This window comes from Streptomyces tremellae (assembly GCF_039540215.1).
GTDB classification, from domain to species: Bacteria; Actinomycetota; Actinomycetes; order Streptomycetales; family Streptomycetaceae; genus Streptomyces; species Streptomyces tremellae.
The window spans coordinates 277132-299404 of sequence record NZ_BAABEP010000001.1 but is presented as its reverse complement, the minus strand read 5'-3'; the positions used below and the strand labels follow the sequence as shown (position 1 = coordinate 299404).

Here is a 22273-nt window from a genome sequence, read left to right as displayed (position 1 = left end):
GCAGGCAGAAAGGCAGGCAGGCATGCAGCATCCCGCCGGGGGAGAGCCCCGCGCCCCCGTCCGGGTGCTCGTGGTGGACGACGAGCCGCAGATCGTGCGCGCCCTGGTGATCAACCTCAGGGCCCGCAAGTACGAGGTGGACGCGGCGGCCGACGGCACGTCCGCGCTGGAGCTCGCCGCGGCCCGCCACCCCGACGTCGTCGTCCTCGACCTCGGCCTGCCCGACATGGACGGCGTCGAGGTCATCAGGGGGCTGCGCGGCTGGACGCGCGTACCGGTCCTTGTGCTCTCCGCGCGCCACACCTCCGACGAGAAGGTCGAGGCGCTCGACGCGGGCGCCGACGACTACGTCACCAAGCCGTTCGGCATGGACGAGCTGCTGGCCAGGCTGCGTGCCGCGGTCCGCAGGGCGCAGCCGGTCGCGGCGGAGGGCGAGGGCGGGGCCCCCGTCGTGGAGACCGAGGACTTCACCGTCGACCTGGCGGCGAAGAAGGTCCACCGCGAAGGACGCGACGTACGCCTCACCCCCACCGAGTGGCACCTCCTGGAAGTGCTCGTCCGCAACGCGGGCCGCCTCGTCAGCCAGAAGCAGCTCCTCCAGGAGGTCTGGGGCCCGAGCTACGGCACCGAGACGAACTACCTGCGCGTGTACATGGCGCAGCTGCGGCGCAAGCTCGAACAGGACCCGTCCCACCCGCGGCACTTCGTCACCGAACCGGGCATGGGCTACCGCTTCGAACGATGATTCGACCGAGAGGCATGGCGGCCCTCCGGCCCCGGTACGCTCTAGGTATGAGTGCTGAGAAGGCCACCGGCCGGTTTCGCCGGATGCTGGACCGGCTCTCCAGTTCCCAGGAAGACCTTGAGTCCGAGGAGCTGCGGGAGGACGCCCAGGCATCCGGCTGCACCCGCATCGCCGAGTGCGACGACCGCCAGATGGCGCGTGTCACTGGTACGTTGCGGACGGTCACCCTGCGACCCCGCGCGGGCGTGCCCGCGCTGGAGGCGGAGCTGTTCGACGGCACCGCGCTGCTCGACGTGGTGTGGCTCGGCCGGCGCTCCATCGTGGGCATCGAGCCGGGCCGCAGGATGACCGCGTACGGCAGGATCTCGATGAGCCACGGCCGCCGGGTCCTCTTCAACCCCCGATACGAGCTGCGACCGCTCGGACAGGAGTAGTCCGTGACGTCACTGGACAAGCCCGCGGAGCCGGCAGAGCCCTCTGCGAGCGGTTCCTCCGACGACGCGAGGGCGGTCACCGAAGCCGCGCTCTTCGAGGCGTTCGGCGGCCTGCGGGGGATGGTCGAGACCGTCCTGCCCGGCCTGCTGTTCGTCACGATCTACACCATCGACCAGAGCCTGAAGACCTCGGCGATCGCCGCGCTCGCGGTGTCGCTCGTGCTCGTCGTGGTGCGGCTGGTGCGCAGGGACACCGTGAAGCACGCCTTCAGCGGCGTCTTCGGCGTGGCCTTCGGCGTCGTCTTCGCGATGATCACCGGCAACGCCAAGGACTTCTACCTGCCGGGCATGCTCTACACGCTCGGCCTCGCGGTGGCCTACCTCGTCACGACCATGGCGGGCGTCCCGCTGATCGGCCTGATCCTCGGCCCGGTCTTCAAGGAGAACCTCTCCTGGCGCACCCGCAACCCCGGTCGCAAGAAGGCGTACGCCAAGTCCAGTTGGGCCTGGGGGCTGATCCTCCTCGCCAAGTGCGCGATCCTCTTCCCGCTCTACCTGTGGGCCGACACCGCCCAACTCGGCTGGGTGCTGGTGTCGCTCAAGATCCCGCCGTTCCTGCTGGCGGTCTGGCTCACCTGGGTCTTCCTCGCGAAGGCGCCGGCGCCGATCGACGTGTTCGCTGAGCTGGAGGCCGCGGAGGCGGCGGAGAAGGCCCGCAAGGAGGGCGCCGCGCCGGCCGCCGCCCCCGAGGAGCCGGCCCACCAGGGCCCGGCCCGCCACCGCAGGGAGGCATAGCGCCCTCGCCCCGCACGCCGCAGCGCCCCCGCCGCTCACCCGCGCCCGGGGGCGCCGCCGCGCCGGCCGGGGCCCGTACGCAACCTGGCGTGCGCGGGGACGGACGCGCCCCGGCCCGCGCGGGCCGGGGCACCGCGCGGGCCGGGTGGCGGGGAGCAGGGCCCCTGGCAGGCAGGGGCTACGGCTCCCGGTGGACCGAGAGGAGTTCCTCCAGCTGCTCCTCGCGGGCCTGGGCCGCCACGAACAGCAGCTCGTCGCCCGCCTCAAGGGTCTCCTCGGGGCTCGGCGTCAGCACCCGCGTCCCGCGGATGATCGTCACGAGCGAGGTGTCCTCGGGCCAGGTGACGTCCCCGACCTGCGTGCCCGAGATCGCGGACTCCGGCGGCAGCGTCAGCTCCACCAGATTCGCGTCGCCGTGGCTGAACCGCAGCAGCCGCACCAGGTCGCCGACGCTCACGGCCTCCTCGACCAGCGCGGACATCAGACGCGGTGTGGACACCGCCACGTCCACCCCCCACGCCTCGCTGAACAGCCACTCGTTCTTCGGGTTGTTGACCCGGGCCACCACCCGCGGCACGCCGTACTCGGTCTTCGCGAGCAGCGACACCACCAGGTTGACCTTGTCGTCGCCCGTCGCGGCGATGACCACGTTGCACCGCTGGAGCGCCGCCTCGTCGAGCGACGTGATCTCGCACGCGTCGGCGAGCAGCCACTCCGCCATCGGCACCCGCTCGACCGAGATCGCGGTCGGCGCCTTGTCCACGAGCAGCACCTCGTGGCCGTTCTCCAGCAGCTCACCCGCGATGGACCGGCCCACCGCGCCCGCTCCGGCAATCGCGACGCGCATCAGTTGTGCCTTCCGTCCGGGCCCGCGGCGAACGCCGACTCGACCTTCTCCACCTCGTCCGTCCGCATCATCACGTGCACGAGGTCGCCCTCCTGGAGGACCGTGTCCGACGTGGGCAGCATCGCCTCGCCGAGCCGGGTGAGGAACGCGACCCGTACGCCCGTCTCCTCCTGCATCCTGCTGACGCGCTGGCCGATCCAGGTGTCGGGCGTGTGCACCTCGGCGAGCTGCACCCCGCCGCTCGGGTCGCGCCACAGCGGCTCGGCGCCCGCGGGCAGCAGCCGCCGCAGCATCTGGTCGGCGGTCCAGCGGACCGTCGCCACCGTGGGGATCCCGAGGCGCTGGTAGACCTCGGCGCGACGCGGGTCGTAGATCCTGGCCGCGACGTTCTCGACGCCGAACATCTCGCGCGCCACCCGGGCCGCGATGATGTTGGAGTTGTCGCCGCTGCTGACCGCGGCGAACGCCCCGGCCTCCTCGATGCCCGCCTCGCGCAGCGTGTCCTGGTCGAAGCCGACGCCGCTCACCCGGCGGCCGCCGAACCCGGCGCCGAGCCTGCGGAACGCCGTGGGGTCCTGGTCGACCACCGCGACCGAGTGGCCCTGCTCCTCCAGGGTCTGCGCGAGCGCGGCGCCCACCCGCCCGCATCCCATGATCACGATGTGCACGTGACGTACCCCGCACTCCTGGTCGCCGCACCGATCTGCGAAAACACCTTGTCACTCATCCTTGTCGACGTGCCGGGCACCAGGATCCCCGCGTCCGGACCGCGCCGGGCCGTTCCGGGCGGGAGACCCACGGGAGCGCCGTGCGTGACGACCCCGCCGTACGAGCTTATGCGGCGCACCCCGGCCCGCCGCCATCCCCGTACCGGCGCGGACACCCGCCCGCGTACCCGCGCGGTCCCCTCCCACCGCCTTCCACCGCTTCCCCGCGCGTATGCCCCTGGGCCCCGCGGGTACCCGCCGCGGGCCGAACGCGGCGTCGCGGGCCCGACACGGGTGCGACACGCGACACCGCCCGGGTGTGTGTTCGCGGCGGGTCGCGTGCGGTGTGAGCAGGGAAACCGAGGATTCCGGGTGCTGGCTGCGCACTCAGCTGTTCGAACGCATACCATCCTCCCCGTGTCCAAACTGACCGACGTGCCCAAACGGATCCTCATCGGGCGGGCGCTGCGCAGCGACAAGCTCGGGGAGACGCTGCTTCCCAAGCGCATCGCGCTGCCCGTGTTCGCCTCCGATCCGCTCTCCTCGGTGGCGTACGCGCCCGGCGAGGTGCTGATCGTCCTCTCCGTGGCGGGTGTGTCGGCGTACCACTTCTCCCTCTGGATCACGATCGCCGTCGCGATCCTGATGTTCACCGTCGTCGCCTCGTACCGGCAGAACGTGCACGCCTACCCGAGCGGCGGCGGCGACTACGAGGTCGCCACCACCAACCTCGGCGCCAAGGCGGGCCTCACCGTCGCCAGCGCCCTGCTGGTCGACTACGTGATGACCGTCGCCGTCTCCATCTCCTCGGGCGTCGAGAACCTGGGCTCCGCGATCCCGTTCGTGGTCCAGCACAAGGTGATCTGCGCGGTCGTCGTCATCGCCCTGCTGACCGTGATGAACCTGCGGGGCGTGCGCGAGTCGGGGAAACTCTTCGCGATCCCGACGTACGTCTTCGTCGGCGGCGTCTTCGTGATGATCGCCTGGGGCGCCTTCAAGGGGCTCGCGCTCGGCGACGCCATGCGCTCGCCCACGTCCCACCTGCACGTGAAGCCCGAGCACACCGGGCTGGCCGGATTCGCGATGCTGTTCCTGCTGCTGCGGGCGTTCTCCTCGGGCTGTGCGGCGCTGACCGGCGTCGAGGCGATCAGCAACGGCGTACCGGCCTTCCGCAAGCCCAAGAGCAGGAACGCGGCCACCACCCTGGCCCTCATGGGCGGCCTCGCCGTCGTGATGTTCTGCGGCATCATGGCGCTCGCCATCACCACCAGGGTGCGGATGGCGGACAACCCCGCCGTCGACCTGCTGCGCGCCAACGGGCACGCGGTCGGCGGCGGCTTCGTCGTCGACCCGGTCATCACCCAGGTCGCGGCTGCCGTCTTCGGCCAGGGCACGTTCCTCTTCGTGGTGCTCGCGGCGGCGACCGCGCTCGTGCTGTTCCTCGCCGCGAACACCGCGTACAACGGCTTCCCGCTGCTCGGCTCGATCCTCGCGCAGGACCGCTACCTGCCGCGGCAGCTGCACACCCGCGGCGACCGGCTCGCCTTCTCCAACGGCATCATCCTGCTCGCCGGCGCCGCGGCCCTGCTGGTCGTCATCTACGGGGCCGACTCGACGCGGCTGATCCAGCTGTACATCGTCGGCGTGTTCGTCTCCTTCACGCTCAGCCAGACCGGCATGGTCCGGCACTGGAACCGGCACCTGCGCACCGAGCGGAACCCCGCCAAGCGGCGCCACATGATCCGCTCCCGCGCCATCAACGCGTTCGGCGCGGTCCTCACGGGCCTCGTCCTCGTCGTCGTCCTCGCCACCAAGTTCACCCACGGCGCCTGGGTCGCCGTGCTCGGCATGGTGATCTTCTACGGCACGATGACGGCGATCAGGAAGCACTACGACCGGATCGCCGAGGAGCTCGCCGCGCCCGACGGCCCCTCACAGGACACGGTGAAGCCCTCACGGGTGCACTCCATCGTCCTTGTCTCCAAGGTGCACAGGCCCACCCTGCGCGCCCTCGGCTACGCCAAGCTCATGCGCACGGGAACGCTGGAGGCGCTCAGCATCAGCGTCGACCCGGCCGAGACGAAGGCCCTGCGGGAGGAGTGGGAGCGGCGCAACATCAACGTGCCGCTCAAGATCCTCGACTCCCCGTACCGGGAGATCACCCGGCCGATCATCGAGTACGTCCGCTCGCTCCGCGCGGAGAACCCGCGCGACGCGATCAGCATCTTCATCCCCGAGTACGTCGTCGGCCACTGGTACGAGCACCTGCTGCACAACCAGAGCGCGCTGCGCCTCAAGGGTCGGCTGCTGTTCATGCCGGGCGTCATGGTCACGTCCGTCCCGTACCAGCTGGAGTCCTCCGAGCTGGCCAAGCGCCGGGCCCGCAGGCGCGCGGAGTGGAGCGCCCCCGGCTCGGTGCGCCGCGGCCCGGTCGACGTCCGCCGCAGGGAGCCGACCGGCACGGGCACGAGCGGCGGCGGGACACCGGGCCAGAAGGGCTGAGGGAGGGGCGGGGCTGGGCGGACGCACCCGGGAGATCCGGCGGGACTGCCCCGGCGCGGCCCGCCGGTGGACCGGGGACGGTCCCTGGGCAAGCCCGGCGACGGTTCACGGCCGGGAAAAGCGAAACTCCCCCTCGGTCAATTCCCAGGGGGAGTAAGCGCGGTGGTGCCTGGTGCCACTCTCGGACGGACGCTCGAACCGGCCACGCGGACCATCCGGCGCGTCAAGTCGTCAGGCACTCACGGCGCGCGTGGCCTTGCCGGCCTTCAGGCAGGAGGTGCACACGTTCAGCTTCTTGGGGGTGCCGTTGACCACCGTGCGCACCGACTGGATGTTCGGGTTGAAGCGGCGGGGGCTGCGGCCCTTCACGCGGCGCTTGATGGCCTGGCGACCGAGACGCGAGACGGTCCTGCCGAAAACGGGTGCCTTGTCGCAAAAGTCGCAACGCTGAGACATCGGAATTTCTCTCCACGTGTTGGTAGGGGGTGCGATCAGCCGATTACGAGCCAGGCACCAAAAGTTTCGCCAAGGTAGTCTACCCTACCAGAGCCAGAGCCCCTCAATCGCCGGGTCCTCCTGGGGTCCTCCTGCCGGGATCCACCCCATCGTGCCTGGTCAGACGGCTGATATGCGCCGCCCACAGTACGGGCCCCGACCGGGCCGACCCCAGGCTACACGGGCCGGGACGGCCCCGATGACCCGCCCGCCGAATTCCCCCGCGTCTCGTGCGCGGGCAATGAAAAAGGGAATGGCGCACCCGGTGAATGCGGTTTTCCGCAAGGTACTCCGCCGCCTTTCCCGAGCCCGCCTGCGCCTGCGCCCGCGCCGCCGGCGGCGCGGACCGGAGCGCGGAGCGCCCGGCTCCACGACCGGAGCGCCCGGCTCCACGACCGGAGCACGGGGCGCCGGGACGTAAACTGGACCGCTGCCGTGCCTCCGGATCCCCGAGGTCCCCCAGACCCCTGGCATCTCACGGATCCCACGAGCTCCACGGATGCCGCGAATGCTGCGGATGCCGCGGATTCGACGGTATCCGCGGATGCTGCGGATACCGCGGATCTCCCGGGTCCGCGCTCATCCCGCACGGTCCGCCGCCCCTCCCGCCCGACCCCCTGGAGTCACCCCCTCATGCCAACCGAGTCGAACGCCGCCGCCTCACCCGTCGGGGACGAGTACGAGGTCGAGGTGGGCCCGGTGGCGCACGGCGGCCACTGCGTCGCGCGCACCGACGAGGGCCGGGTGCTGTTCGTACGGCACGCGCTGCCCGGCGAGCGGGTCGTCGCGCGGGTCACCGAGGGCGACGCCGACGCGCGCTTCCTGCGGGCCGACGCCGTGGAGATCCTCGACGCCTCCAAGGACCGCGTCGAGGCGCCGTGCCCGTACGCGGGCCCCGGCCGCTGCGGCGGCTGCGACTGGCAGCACGCCAAGCCCGGCGCGCAGCGCCGCCTCAAGGGCGAGGTCGTGGCGGAGCAGCTCCAGCGCCTCGCGGGGCTCACGCCGGAAGGGGCGGGCTGGGACGGGACCGTCGTCCCCGCGCCCGGCGACAAGCTGCCCGCGGGCGAGGTGCCCGCCTGGCGCACCCGCGTCCAGTACGCGATCGACGCCGAAGGCCGGGCAGGCCTGCGCAGGCACCGCTCGCACGACGTCGAGCCCGTCGACCACTGCATGATCGCCGCGCCCGGTGTCGACGAACTGGGTGTGGAGCGCCGCGAGTGGCCGGGCATCGCGACGGTCGAGGCGATCGCCGCGACCGGCTCCGCCGACCGCCAGGTCGTCCTCACCCCCCGTCCAGGAGGGCGCCTCCCCCTGGTCGAACTCGACAAGCCCGTCTCCGTCCTGCGCATCGAGGAGCGCGACGGGGGAGTCCACCGGGTGCACGGCCGTGACTTCGTGCGCGAGCGGGCGGACGGCCGTACGTACCGGGTCGGCGCGGGCGGCTTCTGGCAGGTCCACCCCCAGGCCCCGCAGATGCTGGTGGACGCGGTCATGCAGGGCCTGCTGCCCCGCAAGGGCGACACGGCCCTCGACCTGTACTGCGGCGTCGGTCTCTTCGCCGGCGCCATCGCGGAACGCGTCGGCGACACCGGCGCCGTCCTCGGTATCGAGTCGGGCAAACGCGCGGCGGAGGACGCCGCGCACAACCTGCGCGAAATGCCGCGCGTCCGCATCGAGCACGGCAAGGTCGACCAGGTCCTGCCGCGCACCCGCATCACGGACACCAACCTGATCGTCCTGGACCCGCCCCGCGCGGGCGCGGGCCGCAGGACCGTCGCCCACCTCGCCACCCTCGGTGCCCGCCGTATCGCCTACGTGGCCTGCGACCCGGCGGCCCTGGCCCGCGACCTCGCCTACTTCGAGGAGGGCGGCTACCGACCCCGCACCCTCCGCGTCTTCGACCTCTTCCCTATGACCCACCACGTGGAGTGCGTGGCGATCCTTGAACCTGTCGCAAAGGGCCGCTGACCTGCGGCTTTAGCGGGTGCGCGTGATGTGCGCCATGTGCGTTACGGGCGGTATCTTGACGCTGAAATGAGGCTCTCAGAGGTGTCTTGACGCTCGTTTGACGCTCGTTCTGATGGGTCGTTAGGGATGTTGCGGCGCTGGTCAGCAACTCTATCGCTGCAGTCTCAAGCAAGATCGGTCGGAATTTTGCCACACCAAGCGGTCTTGCTGAGGCCGAGAGTAGGGGCGCAAGTAGGTTCTGCGTCTGCTGGCGGTACAGCAGCTACACCCATGCTGAACAGGCAAAATGGCAGTTGGCGCAGCCTTCGGTCGGGGGCTGGCCCGCAGTTGGTCCGGATCTTGGGCCGGCGGTGCTAGTTCGGGTCGTGTTGCGGCGGCAGTGAGAGGGATTGAGAGCGGGCGGGGTAGGTGGTTGGCTGCGCGGGCCCTGGCTGTCTGGTTTCGAGCGTGGGTGGTGGACCCGCGGGCTGGTCCAAGATCGTGCGGAGTCGGAGGTCGTGCCTTCGCGTCGTCGAGCCGCAGCGGGCTCGCATTCCGCCACAGAGGGCCGGTGTAGCGGCTGAGAAGCAGACCCGTACACCCGAACTCCTAGCGTGACAGAGGCTTGTGAGCGACCTCAGCCGGGACTCAGAACGACGGTTTCCCAGTGCTGTCTACGGGTACTTCGCCGACTGGCAGCAGGACGGCATCTTCGAGCAGCTCACCGGGGTGCTCCGGCATCTGGTCCGGTGTGTGAGGGCCTCGACGTCGAGCCGTCGGACTGCGTGCTCGGCTCTCAGACGATCAAGACCTCGTCGAACGTGCCGCGGGCCGGGGCACGGACGGGGGTAGACGGCCCATCGGGTGCAAGCGGCGACTTGAAGCTTCCCCGTGATCTTGGACACTCGATGGTTATGCCGCGAGGGTGTGTCGGTGCCGTTGGCGGGTCTCGGTGGGGGTGAGGTAGCCGAAGACCTTGTGTCTGCGCAGTCGGCGCCGGTTGTAGAACGTCTCGATGAATCGGAAAGGGTTATTCGGCTTCTGCCCGGCACAGCCGGGGCACCGCTACCGCCCGCGTCGGCGCCGTGCAGCGCCGAATCCGCGCCGGGCGCGGACCGTTGCCGATCGCGAACCCCGGTATGTGGCCGCAGTCCCCCCGGCGGCACCATGACGCACTTCACGGTCCGCCGGGCACGCTCCGGGTGCCCGGGAGGCCGCATCCCGGCCCGCGTTACCGCGGCAACGGCGCGGGGAACAGCCGGGCCGGGCGGCCGGGCCACCGCCCGGCCCACCTGCCCCGCCCGCCCGCGCGTCACAGACGGCCGATGTCCTGAAGGGGAAGGCCGCCGCCCGCGAGGACGGTTCTGCTGAAGGCGCCGGCCAGTTGGGTGAGGCGGGCGGTGCCCGCCGTTCCGAGGTGGCGGTACGGCGCGACATCCAGGCGATCGGTGTCCGCCTCGACGGCGCGGCGCAGGTCGGCGCCCTGCGGGGTCAGGGCGCCGGCGGGGGTGAGCAGCCCGCGCTCGTGAAGGCTCCGGCGTGCGTCGATCCACTCGGCCTCGGCCCAGCCCCGGGTGCGCCGGAGGAAGGCGGGCCGCCAGTTCGTGCCGGTCGCCGTGTGGGTGACGAGCGCTTCCAGCCCGGTGAGCTCCGCAGATACCAGAGTGCTCACGTGGCCGTCCCCGCGGTGTTCCCGGAGCAGGGTCGTCGCGTGCCAGAACGCCAGGTGCGCCGCTGCCGGCACGGGCAGACCGGCATTGGCGCCGTACAGGGGGCGGCCGTGCTGTGTGCATGCTTCGGCCGCCCGGAGCGCGAGTTCCGCGGCTTCGGCCATCTCTCGCGACGCGACAGCCTCCGCTCCGAGCAGGCGGGTCAGACACGCGTCGACGATCTTGAGCCGGGTGTCGAGTATGCGTTCCGGTGTGGCCGTCCGCCACGCAGGGGGCAGGAGCTTCCGGACGAGCCCGGGGTGGAAGGTGTAGAAGACCGCGGTGACCACACCGGCCGTGCAGGGCCCCAGGGGCGCGGCCCGCCCGGCCAGGTAGGACATCGGGCCGCGTTCGAGGCCGAGTCCTGCGTACAGGTCGTCGTGCTCGGGGGCGAAGTAGTAGGCGGCGTGGAGGGGGTGGTGCGCGTTGTAGCAGCGCCTGGCCTCGCGCGCGGTGATGGTCGTCATGTCCCTGAGCCGGGGTAGGGGGCGGGGAGGGTGGCGCTGGTCAGGCGTCCTGCCGTGCCTTTGCCGCACGCGCCATCGCCGCGATCACTTCTTTGAGCTCTGACAGCGTGGTTTCGTCGGTGACGCGGCCGTCGGAGATCTTGGGCCCCGCACACGCGATGGGGAGCGATTCCGGCAGGATCCGCGCCCCCATGACCTCCAGGGTCTCCTTGACCCAGGCTTGGGCCCGGTCGCCGCCGGTCATGGAAGGGGAGGCGGTGACCACGGCGACCGGCTTGTCGACGAGCTCGCCGCCGCCGACCACCCATTCGAGCGCGTTCTTCAGGACACCCGAGGTGCCGTGCGCGTACTCCGGGCTGGCGATGAGCACGGCGTCGGCAGCGGCGAGCCGGGCCCGGAAGTCGAGGACTTCGGCGGGGGGCTGGGTGCTCTCCACGTCCTGGTTGAAGAAGGGCAGGCTCCCGATGCCCTCGTAGACCTCGAGCGCCGCTTCGGGCGGACACAGCCGTGCGGCGGTGCGGACCACCGCGGAGTTGAGGGATGCGTTCCGCAGGCTGCCGGAGAACGCCAGAAAGTTCATGGAGTGTTTCCTGTCTTTCGGTCTGTGCGGTCGGTCGGGCCGGATGTGCCGGCGAGTGACGGTCCCGCGGGCGTGGGGATCGCGGCGGACACCGCTTCGACGATGCGGGTGATGACGGAGCGGTGGTGGTCGCGGAGGTAGAAATGGCCGCCGCGGTACATGTGAGGGCCGTGGAAGCGGCGGGAGTACCTGTCCCAGGCGAGGAGCCGGTCATGGCCCACCACGGCGTCGTCGGCGCCCCCGAAGGCGGAGAGCGCGACCGGCAGGCGGAGGGCGGGGAGGGCCGGACGCCAGGTGTCGACCAGCGCGAAGTCGTTTCGGAAGACCGGCCCGAAGGCGCGCCACATGCCCGGCTGGTCCAGGACGGCGTCCGGCGTGCCGCCCGCCGCCCGCAGCCACTCCCGCAGTTTCACGTCCGTGAACTCATGGCGGCGCGGGCCCGACCCGGCCCTGGGAGCGCGGGGGGCGCCGCAAGAGGAGAGCCCAGCCCATAGCGGCGCCGGCCGCTCCTCCGCCACGAGACGGCACGTCAACTCGTATGCGATCAGAGCACCCATGCTGTGGCCGAAAAAGGCGAAAGGCCGGTCGGTCCACTGCTCCAGCTCCTTGAGGAAGAAATCCACCAGTCCGGCGCTGGTGGCGATCAGCGGCTCACCGAGGAGGCGGCCGCGCCCCGGCGCGTCCAGGAGGCACAGCTCCCAGTCGGGAGGGAAATCTGACTCCCAGCCACGATAGAGGAGATGGGATCCGCCGGCGTGGTGGAACAGGAAAAGCCGCCTGGTGGCGCTGGGTACGGGGCACGGTACCGTGACCGCTCCGGACAGGAGCGGACGCCCCGCCGCGGGACGGCGCGGCGGGGCCACCGGCCGTTCAGACACCGCGGTCTCCGGCCACTGCTCCGGCCGTGCTGAGCGCGCGCAGCGTGGCGAACTCGACCACCTGCGCTCCGACGGTCTCCAACTGCTCCTGCACGCGGGGGTCCTGGCACTGCCCTTCCGGCGAGAAGCCTGATGCCGCCGTGTTCATCGCCACGCCCAGCGGGGTGGGCCAGCCGCGCAGCGCATGGGTCACGTCGCGCAACGCGGAGAGTGTGGACACGGCTCCTTGCCAGCCCTGGGCGACCGAGACGCAGCCGACGGCCCGTCCGCTGAAGTACGGACGGGTGTCCTCGCGCAGTTCCTCGATGTGGTCGAGAGCGTTCTTCACCAACCCGGAGACTCCGCCGTGGTAGGCGGGGCTGGCCAGGATGATCCCGTCGGCGTCGGCGACAGCGGCCAGCAGCCGCCGGGCCTGGGGAGAGGTCTCCGACCCGGCGGCGCCGTAGAGCGGCATCGCCAGTTCGGGGCCCGTGACGACGCGTACGGCAGCACCGCGGCGTGCCGCCTCGGCCAGTGCGACACGCAGAGCCTGTTCGGCCGTCGATCGGGGCCGGTTCGAACCGCCGATGCCGACCACGTTCACGGTCTGCTGCACAGGGTCGTGCCTCCCTCTTTCGTTCCGGTGCTTCGGTGTGTGGGCCGGTCGGCCGGGCGTGGGGCCGGCTCGCGCGGGGTCAGTCCGCGGCCACGGGAGCCTGGGCGCTCTCGTGCAGGTCCCGGCGGCGGATCCATACGAAGGCGATGACCGCGCCCACCGCGGCGACCCATGCGCAGAGCACCATGACGCTGGACAGGGAGTCGACGAACGCGGAGCGGGCCGCCTCGGTGACTGCGGTGAGCTGCCCCGGGGCGACGCTGCCGGAGAGCGTCGTCGTACCACCGGTGGCCACCGCCTGGCCCACGGTGTGCGCGGTGCCGCCCAGGGCGGAGCCGGCCTGGGAGGCGGTGAAGGCGACGACGACCTTGTGGTGGAAGAGGGCGCCGAAGGCCGCCACACCGATGGCGACACCGACCTGCTGGAACGTCTCTCCCATGCCGGAGGCCATACCGGCCTTCTCGGGGCGGACGACCCCGATGGTGACGGCGGCGCGCGGCGGGTTGAACAGACCCATCCCGATGCCGGTGACAATCATGCTGGGCAGCATCGCCGTCCAGGAGCTGTGCGGGTGCACCAGGACCATGAGGCCCATTCCGAGGGCAATGAAGGCGATGGAGAGGCCGATGAGGACACCGGGCGCCATCTTGGCCAGCAGGCCGCCGGTGACCGCCGACACGACGAAGAGCGTCATCATCATCGGCATCAGCCGCAGGCCGGTGTCCCACGGGGAGTACCCCAGGACGTTCTGCACATAGGAGAGCTGGAGGAACACGGCGGCGAGGCTCGTCGCGTTGGAGAGCAGTGTGGCCAGACAGACGCCGCTGAACGTGCCGATGCGCAGCAGCGAGAGATCGAACATGGCGCGGTCGCCGAGGTGTCTCTCGATGAGGACGAACGCGACGAGCAGGAGCACACCCACGGCGAAGCATCCGAGAATGGTCGCGCTGGTCCAGCCGGACGACTCGCCGCGCAGGAAACCGAGGACGAGCAGGGCGAGTCCGAGTCCGAAGGCGAGCATGCCGAACCAGTCGACGCGGTGTGTCGCCGGCTGCCTGGACTCGCGCAGCCACAGCATGCCGGCGGCCAGGGCGAGCAGTCCGATGGGCACGTTGACGAGGAAGATCCAGCGCCAGCTGAGAGCGTCGGTCAACAGGCCCCCGATGAGGGGGCCGAGGGCCAGCGCCAGTCCGGCGATCGCGCCGAACAGCCCGAACGCCTTGCCCCGGTCCGCGCCCCTGAACTCGTGGCCGATCAGCGCGGGACCGACAGAGAACAACAGTGCGGCACCGAGGCCCTGTGCGCCGCGCGCGATGTTGAGTGTGACCACGTCCTGGGCGAGCCCCGCGGCGAGGGAGGACAGGGTGAACACGACAAGGCCGACGAGGAAGACGCGCTTGCGGCCGAGGCGGTCGGCGAGTGATCCGCCGGTGAGCAGGAACGCGGCCAGGGCCAGGGTGTAGGAGTCGATCACCCACTGCAGCCCCGCGAAGCTGGCGCCGAGCGAGGTGCGCAGGTCCTGCAGTGCGACGTTGACCACGGTGACGTCCAGCATCAGCATGAACATCGCCACGCAGGCCAGGGCCAGAGTCCAGGGGCGGGCGCGGCCCGCCGTCTCACCGCGGGCCAGATCCGCCGGTGTCTCCTCGGCGGTCGTTTCGGCCGACATGTTGCTCTCCTCGGGGGTGGAAGGCTGTGGGGAGCCATTCTCGCTGTCTTGTACGGTGGCGCGTGAACTCATCGCGCCGTGCGCCAGGTTCGGTTGACCGGATCGAAGCGGTCGCGTACCGCGCCGGAGATGCCCGTCACCCGCAGCAGGGCACGGCCGTCAGGGCCGACGAGGGCGGACGCCTCGTCCTGTGCGGCAGGCCCGAACCAGTGGCGCAGTTGCAGGCCCTCGGGCCACTGCCGCGCCAGTTCGAGGTCGTTGGCCTGGGTGTAGAGGTCTACGGAGTCGAGGGCCACGGGGACGATCACCGGTATGTCCTCACCCGGTTGCCGGCCGTCGAGGACGCTGGTGCGCAGGAGGCAGTCGAGGGCGGTGCTGGGCAGGATGAATGCCCCGAAGGGGCCGCCGCCCTGAAGCGGCGTCGGCTGGAACCGGGCTGACCCGCCGTCTGATTCGAGGCGCGGGGAGCGTAGTGAGGTGAATACTCCGCCCAGCTCGACCGGCGTTCCGGGCAGTTCGTAGGTGTTGGGGGCTCCGGCGCTCCCCGAGCCGGGAAGGGGCGGGCACCACGGCCCGGTCGGTGGTGCGACGGCCAGGTGCACCACCATGCGCGTGTGTTCACGTTCGGGTACCGCGCCGGCCGCGGGGGTGGTGACGCGCACGCGTACCGTGTCGCCCTCCCGGGTGGCCGCCACGCTGAGCGTGCGGGGCCAGCGGGCCCGGGTGGCTCGGATGAACTGCGACAGTTTCACGTCGGTGAAGCGGACCGGGACGAGACCGGGGGCGAGTTCGGCCGCCGCCTCAGCGGCCATCTCCAGGATGAAGGTGCCGGGGACGGTGGGCCGACCGTCCACCAGATGGTCCAGGAGGTAGGGGTGGTCGTCAAGGCCCAGAGCGAACGTCCAGACGGCGGTGGTGCCTTCGCGGTGTGGCGAGCCGTGCAGGAAGGCGCGCCTGGAGCGGATCGGCACGGTGTGCCGCGGTTCAGGCGCGTGTTCGACCGCCGCACGGCAGATGTCCCGGAAGCCGGGTGCGGTGCGCTGGAGTGTCGTCCAGTCCGCCTCGCCGATCCAGGTGGTGGCGAGGCCGTGACTGCCCCGGCCACGCAGTTCGCTGCGGAAGAACGCGCGGCCCTGCTCGTCGGTCAGCTGCCCGATCTCGCCCTGCCGGGCGAGGAAGGCACCACCGGGAGTGTGGGCGGCCGCCATGCCGGATTCCACCCACAGCCCGGATACGAGAGCCGTCTCGTCCCGGCCTTCGACGGCGCGGGCCCGGGCGGACGCCAGGAGCAGGTACTCGTTGGCCGCGCCGTAGTCGGGCTCGCCGCGCAGCCCGGTGAAGGCGGAGACGGAGCTGATGTTGCACCACAGTGCGGGACGCTGCCGGGCAAGTGCGTCCCGCAGGTTCACGTAGCCGCGGACCTTCACGTCGCGCACGGCGCGGAAGTCGGCGAGTTTCTTGCGGGGGAGGCTCGCGGAGCGGGCGAGGCCCGCCCCGTGGACGACGATGTCCACCCGGCCCTCGGCGGCTGTGATCTCTTCCACGACCTTGTGCACGGCGTTCTCGTCGAGGACGTCGCACTGCCGATAGTGGACCCGTCCGGGACCGCAGGCCCGCTCCAGCCCGGCGATGGTCCGGGCGCGTTCGTGGTGTTGGACAAGACGGTCGTACCGCCTGCCGAGCTGGGCAGGGGTCTCGCCGGGGAAGCGGCTCATCAGGTCGCGCAGGGCCTGCGGGCGGGGAGCCACGTCGGTCTCGGCGTCGCGCGGGTCGGGGTCGGGCCCGGTGCCAAGCAGCCATACGGCGCGCGGGGCCCGCTCGGCGACCAGTTCGTGCACGAGATGGGCGGTCAGGCCGCGCGCTCCGCCGCTCGCCACGATGACGGGCTCGTCGGGCAGGCCGACCGGTTCCCGCTCCGAGGGTTCCTCGACGGGCACCAGTAGGTACTCGTACCGGGTGCCTCCGGTGCGGTGGGCCACGGGGATGTGGCGGCGTGCTGTCGACTCCTCGGCCAGTTCCGCGAGTCCTGTCAGGGCGTCGCCGCAGTCGGTGACCAGGGCGTAGGCGAGACACCCGGGGAGTTCCTGCGCCAGGCTGCGGACCAGCCCGCAGAACAGGCCGGCGTGCGGCGCGGGCGTCGGCTCGCGGCCGGCGTCGTGGACGAGGACGGCGTAGCTGCCGCCGGCGTCGAGCCGCCCGGCCCGGGCCTGGGCTGCGAGGAATGCCAGGTCGTGCAGGCCGAGGAGGCGGCGCGGCACCTCCTCGGGTGCTGTGGGTGCCCCGGAGACGACGACGCGGATGTCGCCGCCAACCTCCCGGCCAGTGCCCGCGAGGAGTTCAGTCAGCTCCTCGGGTTCGGTGACGCGCGTGACGGCGAACGGTAGAGCCGCGTCCCGGTCGGCGTCGTGCCGGGAGGTGCGTGGTGCCACCACGAGGGCATCGGCCGGTATGCCGGCGTCCGCAAGGGCCCCCGGGGCGTCGGTGAGTACGAGCGCGGCCGGCGGCAGCGCCGCCCGGCGGGCCCGGATCTTCTGGGCTGGCACGGGGCGCAGAACGAGGGCGTGCCGGGCGAGGTGCCCGCGCAGGTTGCTCGTCCCGGCGGGCACACTGTCCGCGGGGATCGGCGCGGCGTTCTCGCCGGACGTGGTGGCCGCGGGGTTGTCCTCCGCGGGTATCCGGGTCGCCGGATCTCCCGGGGTCACCAGCAGCGTCGGGCTGTGCCGGTCCTCCGCCGGCTGGATCGCCGTCCGGGTGCCGGCAGCGTGCAGGGCCCGCAGGACGGCGACGGCGCCCTCGGCTCCGCGGTGGTCCCGGGCGGTGCCGGGAGGGTTCCCGTCCGTGGCGGCTGTGCCCGGGGCGAGAGAGAGCTCGCCCAGGACCTCCATGTCGTGCCGACGCGCGATGCTCAGCCGCGTCACGGCGAAACCGATGGCCGCCTCGGCCGGCGTGGCGCGGCCGGGCACGGGTTCCGTGGCGGCGTTGACGCCGAGCACGAGGGCCAGGTCGAGCTCTCCGTCGCGGAGGTAGCGCAGCGCGGTGGCGAGCGCGGAGGTGGTGGAGTCCCGGCCCGCGTCGAGGGTGAGGTTCGGTCCGTGCAGGTCGAGGCGCTGCACGACGCGTGCGGCGATGATGTTGGGCATCAGGCCCGGATACACGTCCTCGTTGATGGGACGGGTTGTGGCCCGCACCTGATCGCCGAGCACCCGGGCCGGAATTCCCGCGGGTTCCGTGACCTTTTCCGTGAGTTCGTCGAGGCTGTAGCGCAGCGCGTGGGCACGCGCCGACCGGGTCGGTCCGGTGTGCCCGACGATCACCCCGGTGCGCTCGGTCAGGTCGGTGTCGTGGACCCAGTCGCCGACGAGGCGGTCGGCGCAGCGCAGCGCCATGAGCTGGCTGCGGTCCATGGCCGCGATCGCCGAGGGTGCCAGGCGTGCCTCGGCAGGCGTGGGCAGCGGGTAGTCGTCGCCGAAGGAGGCCGGCCAGTCCGGGTCCGCGCCCGCCTGCCATCGTGCCAAGCGCGCCTCGTCGGGTTCGTCCGGCAGATGGATGGCGCAGGCGACGACGACGGCAGGGTCGTCCCGGCCGGGAGCGCCGTGCGGTCCGGGCGAGAAGGACGGCTGGTCGCTGAGGAGGAGGTGGCCGTTGGTCCCGCCGAAGCCCATGGCGGACACCCCGACCGTGCGGCTGCGCCCCCGGGCCTTGGGCCAGGGCAGGTCACGCGTCGGCACACGGATGGACGCCGGGCTGTCCTCGGGCAGTGCACAAAACTGCCGCTGCGCGGGGATCACCCCGTGCCGCAGGGCGAGCAGCGCGTGAATGGCGGAGACCGCGCCCGCGGCCCATCCGCAGTGCCCCACCAGCGATTTGTTGGACGTCACGGTCCATGTCTTCCCGGCCCCTGCGCACCGGGTGAGTGCGTTCGTCTCGGTGCGGTCACCTGCCGGAGTGCCGGTGGAGTGCGCAACGATCCAGTCCACGTCCCCTGGCGCGATCCCGGCGGCGGACCAGGCCCTTTGCAGAGCCCGCACCTGGCCTGCGGGGTTGGGCGCGTAGATGGCCTTGCCGCGGCCGTCGGAAGAGCCGCCGAATCCCGTGATGTAGCCGTGGACGGTGTCCCCGTCGGCGACTGCTCGGGCGTGTGTCTTCAGCGCGAGCACCGCGGCGCTGTCGCTGAACAGCACTCCGTCCGCGTCGCGGTCGAGGGAGCGGACGCGTCCGGTGTGGGAGAGGCCGCGCAGTTTGGCGAAGAGCACCAGGTTCTGCGCGCTGAGCGCGAACGCCCCGCCGCAGAACGCGATGTCGGTCTCGCCCGCGCGCAGTGCGCGGGCCCCGAGGTCGATGGTGTACAGCGAGGAGGAGCAGGCGGTGTCGACGACGACGATCTCTGCGTCCGCGGGCAGGTCGTGGGCGGCGTCGCGAGCGATGCGGTACGGCAGGACGTCCTCGGCCGGTCGGTCGCCGAGGGGATAGTGCGCGCGGAGCGTGTCGGGGACGGTATGGCCCGTACGGGTGAGGTGGGTGCGTACGGAGGAGGTGATCAGGCTCTGCTCCAGGTGCTGGCTGCCGTCGGGGGTGAGTCCGACGGCGAACAGCTGTCGGTCGCCGGGGCGTACGGTGACGTTCTCGGTCGCGCCGAGCAGCGAGTGGCGCAGCCACACTGCCGTGTACTCCTCGCTGCCGAAAGCGCCGGAGGCGATTTCCCGGCGCAGTTTCGGATGCGGTACGAAGCCGGACATGAAGCCGGACACCCTGGAGTAGGTCTTGTCCGGTGCTGCCGGGTCGGCCGACCAGATGGCGTCCACGTCGAGCCGGCCGCCCGGCTCGGTGAAGACCGGCTCGCCCTCGGTGAGCAGGGCCCACAGTTCCTCGGGTGTGCTCGCTCCCGGCACGGCCAGACCCATGCCGACGACGGCGATCGCGTCGTCGGGCGGGCCCGCAGGGCCAGGCCCGAGGCTCGGCGCGGGGTGCGGGCTGACGACCCTGCCGTCGATCGCCGAGGCGGCGTCGCAGAGGAGGAAGCCGACGAGCTGGCCGAGGGCCTCGGCCTGCGACTCTCCCGCTCCGTCCGGCACGACGAGGGCGTTGGCGCGGAAGGGAACGCTGCGGTCCGCGGCGAGCCGGCTCAGTTCGGCGGCGGCCAGGGCCTCGATCCCGGGCCTGCACACGGTCAGGAGTACGGCACCCTGTTGCGGGGCGCTCGCGAGGAAGAGACCGTGTGCTGCCCGGGCGTCCGGTGCGTCTGCCGCATCGGTGAGCATGGTGACGAGCGCGTCCGGCCGGGTGTCGGCCCGAACGAGGGCCTCTCGCACCGCGTCCGGGCCCTGTCCGTCGCTGATCACCAGGTGCGCCCCGGTCGTTGCCAGTTGCCGGGCGATGTCGCGGCCCATTTGCCCGGCGGCACCGGTGACCAGCACGGTGCGGTGGGAGAGGTCGAGTGCGGACATACTGGCTGGACTCCCGTGCCGGCGCATCAGCGGGCGTGTGTCTGGGCGGAGACGACGAGCCCGGCGAGGTCCGCGAGAGTGGACTGGGCGACGAACCGGCCGTCCTGCGCCGATTCGCCCAGCCCGAAGTGGGCCGCCACCTTCGCCACCATTTCCGCCCGTTTCAGGGAGTCGATCCCGAGGTCCGCCTCGAGGTCCGCGTCCGCGGTGATCACCTCTACGGGGTATTCCAGCGCCGAGGCGTACAGCTCCCGCAGTTCCCGCAGCACCTCCTCCGCATCTACGAACGGGGCTGTGACCGGCGCCGCGGCCGGGGCCGTGACGGGCTGCGGCACCGGCTCGGCGGCCGCGGGCGACTCGGCGGGCGGACGCGGCGCGGAGGCCGCACCCGGCACAGTGCTGTCCGTCGTGACCGAGGGCACGGTACGCCGCACCAGCCCCGACAGACCCGCCCTGCCGCACTCAACGAACCGCTCCGCGCCGTCGGCGTGGAGGTGTCGCACCGCACCCAGGAAGTCGACCGGTGCCGTCAACTGGCGGACGAGAAGCGCCTTGAGGTCCGTGTCGTCGTGTACGTATCCGGCGGCGACGGGCGAGAACACGCGCAGCCGCAGCGGCTGCTGCCGTATCCCGGTGACGGCGGCGGCGAAGCGCTGCGCCGCCACGGCGAGCATCGGACCGTGGAAGGGGTAGGGGGCGTTGAGCGGGGTTGCCTGCACATCAAGGGCGGAGGCCACCTTCCGCACGGCGGCCAGCGCCTGGGCGGGGCCGGAAACCACCGTCTGGCGCGGGGCGTTGGTGACCGCCAGCGCCAGCGCGTGTTCGTCGACCGCGCCGACGAGGTGGGCGGTGCGGGTGGCGGCGAGCTCCAGGGCCAGCATGCCCCCGGCCGGGCAGTGTGCGGCCAGGGCCTCGGCGCGGTGGGCCGTCAGGCGGGCCCCGTCGGGTAGGTCGAAGGCCCCTGCGACGGTCAGCGCCGCGATCTCGCCCATGCTGTGCCCGACCAGGACGTCCGGTGCGCCGTGCCGCTCAGCGAGGTGGTAGCCGCCCGCCCCCGCCGCGAACACGGCCAGTTGGAGCGCGAAGGGGTCCTGGCGCACCAGCTCCGCGGCATCGGGCGCGTCGGTGCGGGTGAGCAGCGTGGTGACCCCCGGGCGGGAGAACTCGGCCGCCACCCGGTCGACGGTGTCGAGGATCTCCCTGATCCGGGGGTTGCTGGGATACTCGTCGGCGAACAAGCCCGGGGTGTATCCCCCTTGTCCCGGCAGGAGGAAGACTGAGCTGACCGGCATGGTGTGTCCTTCGTCGGAGAACGGGCTGGGATGGGAAACGCGGTCGGTCACCAGGTGACGGGAAGCGCACGCACTCCGTAGAGGACCATGTCGTGACGGAACGGCAGGTCTTCGAGGGAGCTGTCCAGGCGGAGCGTCGGCACCTTCTCGAAGAGTCCGGCGAAGACGGTACTCAGTTCGACCCTGGCCAGTGTCAGGCCGATGCACTTGTGGAAGCCGTGTCCGAAGGCGACGTGTGCCTGCGGGTCCTTGCGGTGGATGTCGAAGGTGTCGGGCTCCTCGAAGACCGTGGCGTCGCGGTTGGCCTCGTTGATCATCACGAGGAGCCCGTCGCCGGCCCTGATGCGCTGACCGGAGAGAGTGAGGTCCTCGGTCGCGGCACGCGGCAGCCCCGCGTGGTTGATGGACAGGTAGCGCAGCAGTTCCTCGATGGCCTGCGGATAGAGCGACGGGTCAGCCCTGAGGTCGGCCAGCTGCGCTGGGTGTTCGAGGAGAGTGGCCGTGCCGAGGCCGATCATCTGGGCCATGGTGTCGTAACCGGAGAGCATCAGCAGCGCGGCAAGCCCCACGAACTCGTCGTGGCTGAGCCGGTCTGCCTCCTCGTGCGCGACGAGCCGGCCGAGCATGTCGTCGGTGGGCCGCTGCTCCCGCGCCGTGACCACCTCGTCGAAGTAGGCCATGAGGTCGCGGGCGGCGTTGCCCGCCTGCTCCGGGGTGCTGCTGCGGTCGAGGATGACGTCGGTGAGCGTCACGAAGATGTGGTGGTCCTCGTACGGCACGTCCAGCAGCTCGCACATGACGGTGGCCGCCATCGGGAAGGCGAGCTCGCGCACCAGGTCGGCCGAGTTGCCGCGCGCGACCATGGCTTCGAGGAGGTCGTCGAGGATGGCCTTCATCCGGGGCCGCTTGGCCTCCATCTGCGTGATCAGGAACTCCCGCGTCACCAGGCGGCGCAGCCGGGTGTGGTCGGGCGCGTCCTGGTTGAGGAAGAAGCCCGGCGGGATCGGTGTGTCGCCCGATATGTAGGACGGATAACCGGGCGTCCTCGGGTCGGAGCTGAACCGCAGGTCCGTGAGAACGGCGCGGGCGTCCTCGTGCCGGGTCACCACCCACACGAGCTCCCCGCGAGGGGTACGCACTTGGAACACCGGTTGCTGAGCGGCTAGT

The 22273-nt window shown here is 71.7% G+C and carries 16 protein-coding genes; 5 read left to right on the top strand and 11 right to left on the bottom strand.

The window, feature by feature from the left end; genetic code table 11:
• Positions 1-22: 22 nt before the first annotated feature.
• From ABEA77_RS01330 to ABEA77_RS01320, 3 genes are read left to right on the top strand one after another with little or no spacing between them, the layout of a single operon-like run.
• A complete protein-coding gene (locus ABEA77_RS01330) occupies positions 23-745 on the top strand; it encodes a response regulator (RefSeq protein WP_345640008.1) in 723 nt (240 codons plus the stop codon).
• A 47-nt stretch (positions 746-792) separates the two neighbouring features.
• Complete coding sequence (locus ABEA77_RS01325; RefSeq protein ID WP_329455203.1) at positions 793-1179, top strand: OB-fold nucleic acid binding domain-containing protein; 387 nt, start codon at positions 793-795, stop codon at positions 1177-1179.
• A gap of 3 nt (positions 1180-1182) precedes the next feature.
• Positions 1183-1974 carry a DUF3159 domain-containing protein gene (locus tag ABEA77_RS01320; RefSeq protein WP_345640004.1) on the top strand — a complete coding sequence of 264 codons (792 nt, stop codon included), beginning with the start codon at positions 1183-1185 and terminating at the stop codon, positions 1972-1974.
• A 178-nt stretch (positions 1975-2152) separates the two neighbouring features.
• Here the strand turns inward: ABEA77_RS01320 and ABEA77_RS01315 are convergent, their stop codons facing one another.
• Complete coding sequence (locus ABEA77_RS01315) at positions 2153-2821, bottom strand: potassium channel family protein (RefSeq protein ID WP_345640002.1); 669 nt, start codon at positions 2819-2821, stop codon at positions 2153-2155.
• On the bottom strand, positions 2821-3489 hold the full coding sequence (locus ABEA77_RS01310; RefSeq protein ID WP_345640001.1) for a potassium channel family protein: 669 nt from the start codon (positions 3487-3489) through the stop codon (positions 2821-2823). Before ABEA77_RS01310 ends, ABEA77_RS01315 begins: the two co-directional genes overlap by 1 nt.
• Before the next feature lie 456 nt (positions 3490-3945).
• Here ABEA77_RS01310 and ABEA77_RS01305 point away from each other — a divergent pair, with 456 nt between their 5' ends.
• On the top strand, positions 3946-6030 hold the full coding sequence (locus ABEA77_RS01305; protein ID WP_345639999.1) for an APC family permease: 2085 nt from the start codon (positions 3946-3948) through the stop codon (positions 6028-6030).
• Between the two features lie 231 nt (positions 6031-6261).
• On the opposite strand, the gene rpmB is transcribed toward ABEA77_RS01305, so the two are convergent.
• Positions 6262-6486, bottom strand: coding sequence for a 50S ribosomal protein L28 (rpmB, locus tag ABEA77_RS01300; RefSeq protein WP_030902726.1), 225 nt, complete (start codon positions 6484-6486; stop codon positions 6262-6264).
• Between the two features lie 672 nt (positions 6487-7158).
• Here rpmB and ABEA77_RS01295 point away from each other — a divergent pair.
• On the top strand, positions 7159-8493 hold the full coding sequence (locus ABEA77_RS01295; protein WP_345639993.1) for a class I SAM-dependent RNA methyltransferase: 1335 nt from the start codon (positions 7159-7161) through the stop codon (positions 8491-8493).
• 1291 nt (positions 8494-9784) lie between these two features.
• Here the strand turns inward: ABEA77_RS01295 and ABEA77_RS01290 are convergent.
• From ABEA77_RS01290 to ABEA77_RS01255, 8 genes are all read right to left on the bottom strand, one after another.
• Positions 9785-10648 carry an SCO6745 family protein gene (locus tag ABEA77_RS01290; protein WP_345639991.1) on the bottom strand — a complete coding sequence of 288 codons (864 nt, stop codon included), beginning with the start codon at positions 10646-10648 and terminating at the stop codon, positions 9785-9787.
• A 40-nt stretch (positions 10649-10688) separates the two neighbouring features.
• Positions 10689-11228, bottom strand: a complete 540-nt coding sequence (locus tag ABEA77_RS01285; RefSeq protein WP_345639989.1) for an NADPH-dependent FMN reductase — start codon at positions 11226-11228, stop codon at positions 10689-10691.
• Positions 11225-12091 carry a thioesterase II family protein gene (locus ABEA77_RS01280; protein WP_345640198.1) on the bottom strand — a complete coding sequence of 289 codons (867 nt, stop codon included), beginning with the start codon at positions 12089-12091 and terminating at the stop codon, positions 11225-11227. The genes ABEA77_RS01285 and ABEA77_RS01280 overlap by 4 nt, the downstream gene beginning before the upstream one ends.
• 7 nt (positions 12092-12098) lie before the next feature.
• Positions 12099-12701: an NADPH-dependent FMN reductase gene (locus ABEA77_RS01275; RefSeq protein ID WP_345639987.1), complete on the bottom strand. Its 603-nt coding sequence runs from the start codon at positions 12699-12701 to the stop codon at positions 12099-12101.
• A 79-nt stretch (positions 12702-12780) separates the two neighbouring features.
• Complete coding sequence (locus tag ABEA77_RS01270; protein WP_345639986.1) at positions 12781-14370, bottom strand: MFS transporter; 1590 nt, start codon at positions 14368-14370, stop codon at positions 12781-12783.
• A gap of 68 nt (positions 14371-14438) precedes the next feature.
• Complete coding sequence (locus ABEA77_RS01265; RefSeq protein WP_345639984.1) at positions 14439-19814, bottom strand: SDR family NAD(P)-dependent oxidoreductase; 5376 nt, start codon at positions 19812-19814, stop codon at positions 14439-14441.
• A gap of 26 nt (positions 19815-19840) precedes the next feature.
• Entirely contained in the window at positions 19841-21106 is a 1266-nt protein-coding gene (locus ABEA77_RS01260) for an acyltransferase domain-containing protein (RefSeq protein ID WP_345639983.1), read from the bottom strand.
• A gap of 47 nt (positions 21107-21153) precedes the next feature.
• Positions 21154-22245 (bottom strand): cytochrome P450, encoded by a 1092-nt coding sequence (locus ABEA77_RS01255; protein WP_345639981.1) that lies wholly within the window; start codon positions 22243-22245, stop codon positions 21154-21156.
• Between the last annotated feature and the right edge of the window lie 28 nt (positions 22246-22273).

Bases quoted from the DNA above. Each gene is read 5' to 3' on its own strand.
- ABEA77_RS01330 (WP_345640008.1), top strand. From the start codon at position 23: ATGCAGCATCCCGCCGGGGGAGAGCCCCGCGCCCCCGTCCGGGTGCTC.
- ABEA77_RS01325 (WP_329455203.1), top strand. From the start codon at position 793: ATGAGTGCTGAGAAGGCCACCGGCCGGTTTCGCCGGATGCTGGACCGG.
- ABEA77_RS01315 (WP_345640002.1), bottom strand. From the start codon at position 2,821: ATGCGCGTCGCGATTGCCGGAGCGGGCGCGGTGGGCCGGTCCATCGCG.
- rpmB (WP_030902726.1), bottom strand. From the start codon at position 6,486: ATGTCTCAGCGTTGCGACTTTTGCGACAAGGCACCCGTTTTCGGCAGG.
- ABEA77_RS01295 (WP_345639993.1), top strand. From the start codon at position 7,159: ATGCCAACCGAGTCGAACGCCGCCGCCTCACCCGTCGGGGACGAGTAC.
- ABEA77_RS01290 (WP_345639991.1), bottom strand. From the start codon at position 10,648: ATGACGACCATCACCGCGCGCGAGGCCAGGCGCTGCTACAACGCGCAC.
- ABEA77_RS01285 (WP_345639989.1), bottom strand. From the start codon at position 11,228: ATGAACTTTCTGGCGTTCTCCGGCAGCCTGCGGAACGCATCCCTCAAC.
- ABEA77_RS01270 (WP_345639986.1), bottom strand. From the start codon at position 14,370: ATGTCGGCCGAAACGACCGCCGAGGAGACACCGGCGGATCTGGCCCGC.
- ABEA77_RS01265 (WP_345639984.1), bottom strand. From the start codon at position 19,814: ATGTCCGCACTCGACCTCTCCCACCGCACCGTGCTGGTCACCGGTGCC.
- ABEA77_RS01260 (WP_345639983.1), bottom strand. From the start codon at position 21,106: ATGCCGGTCAGCTCAGTCTTCCTCCTGCCGGGACAAGGGGGATACACC.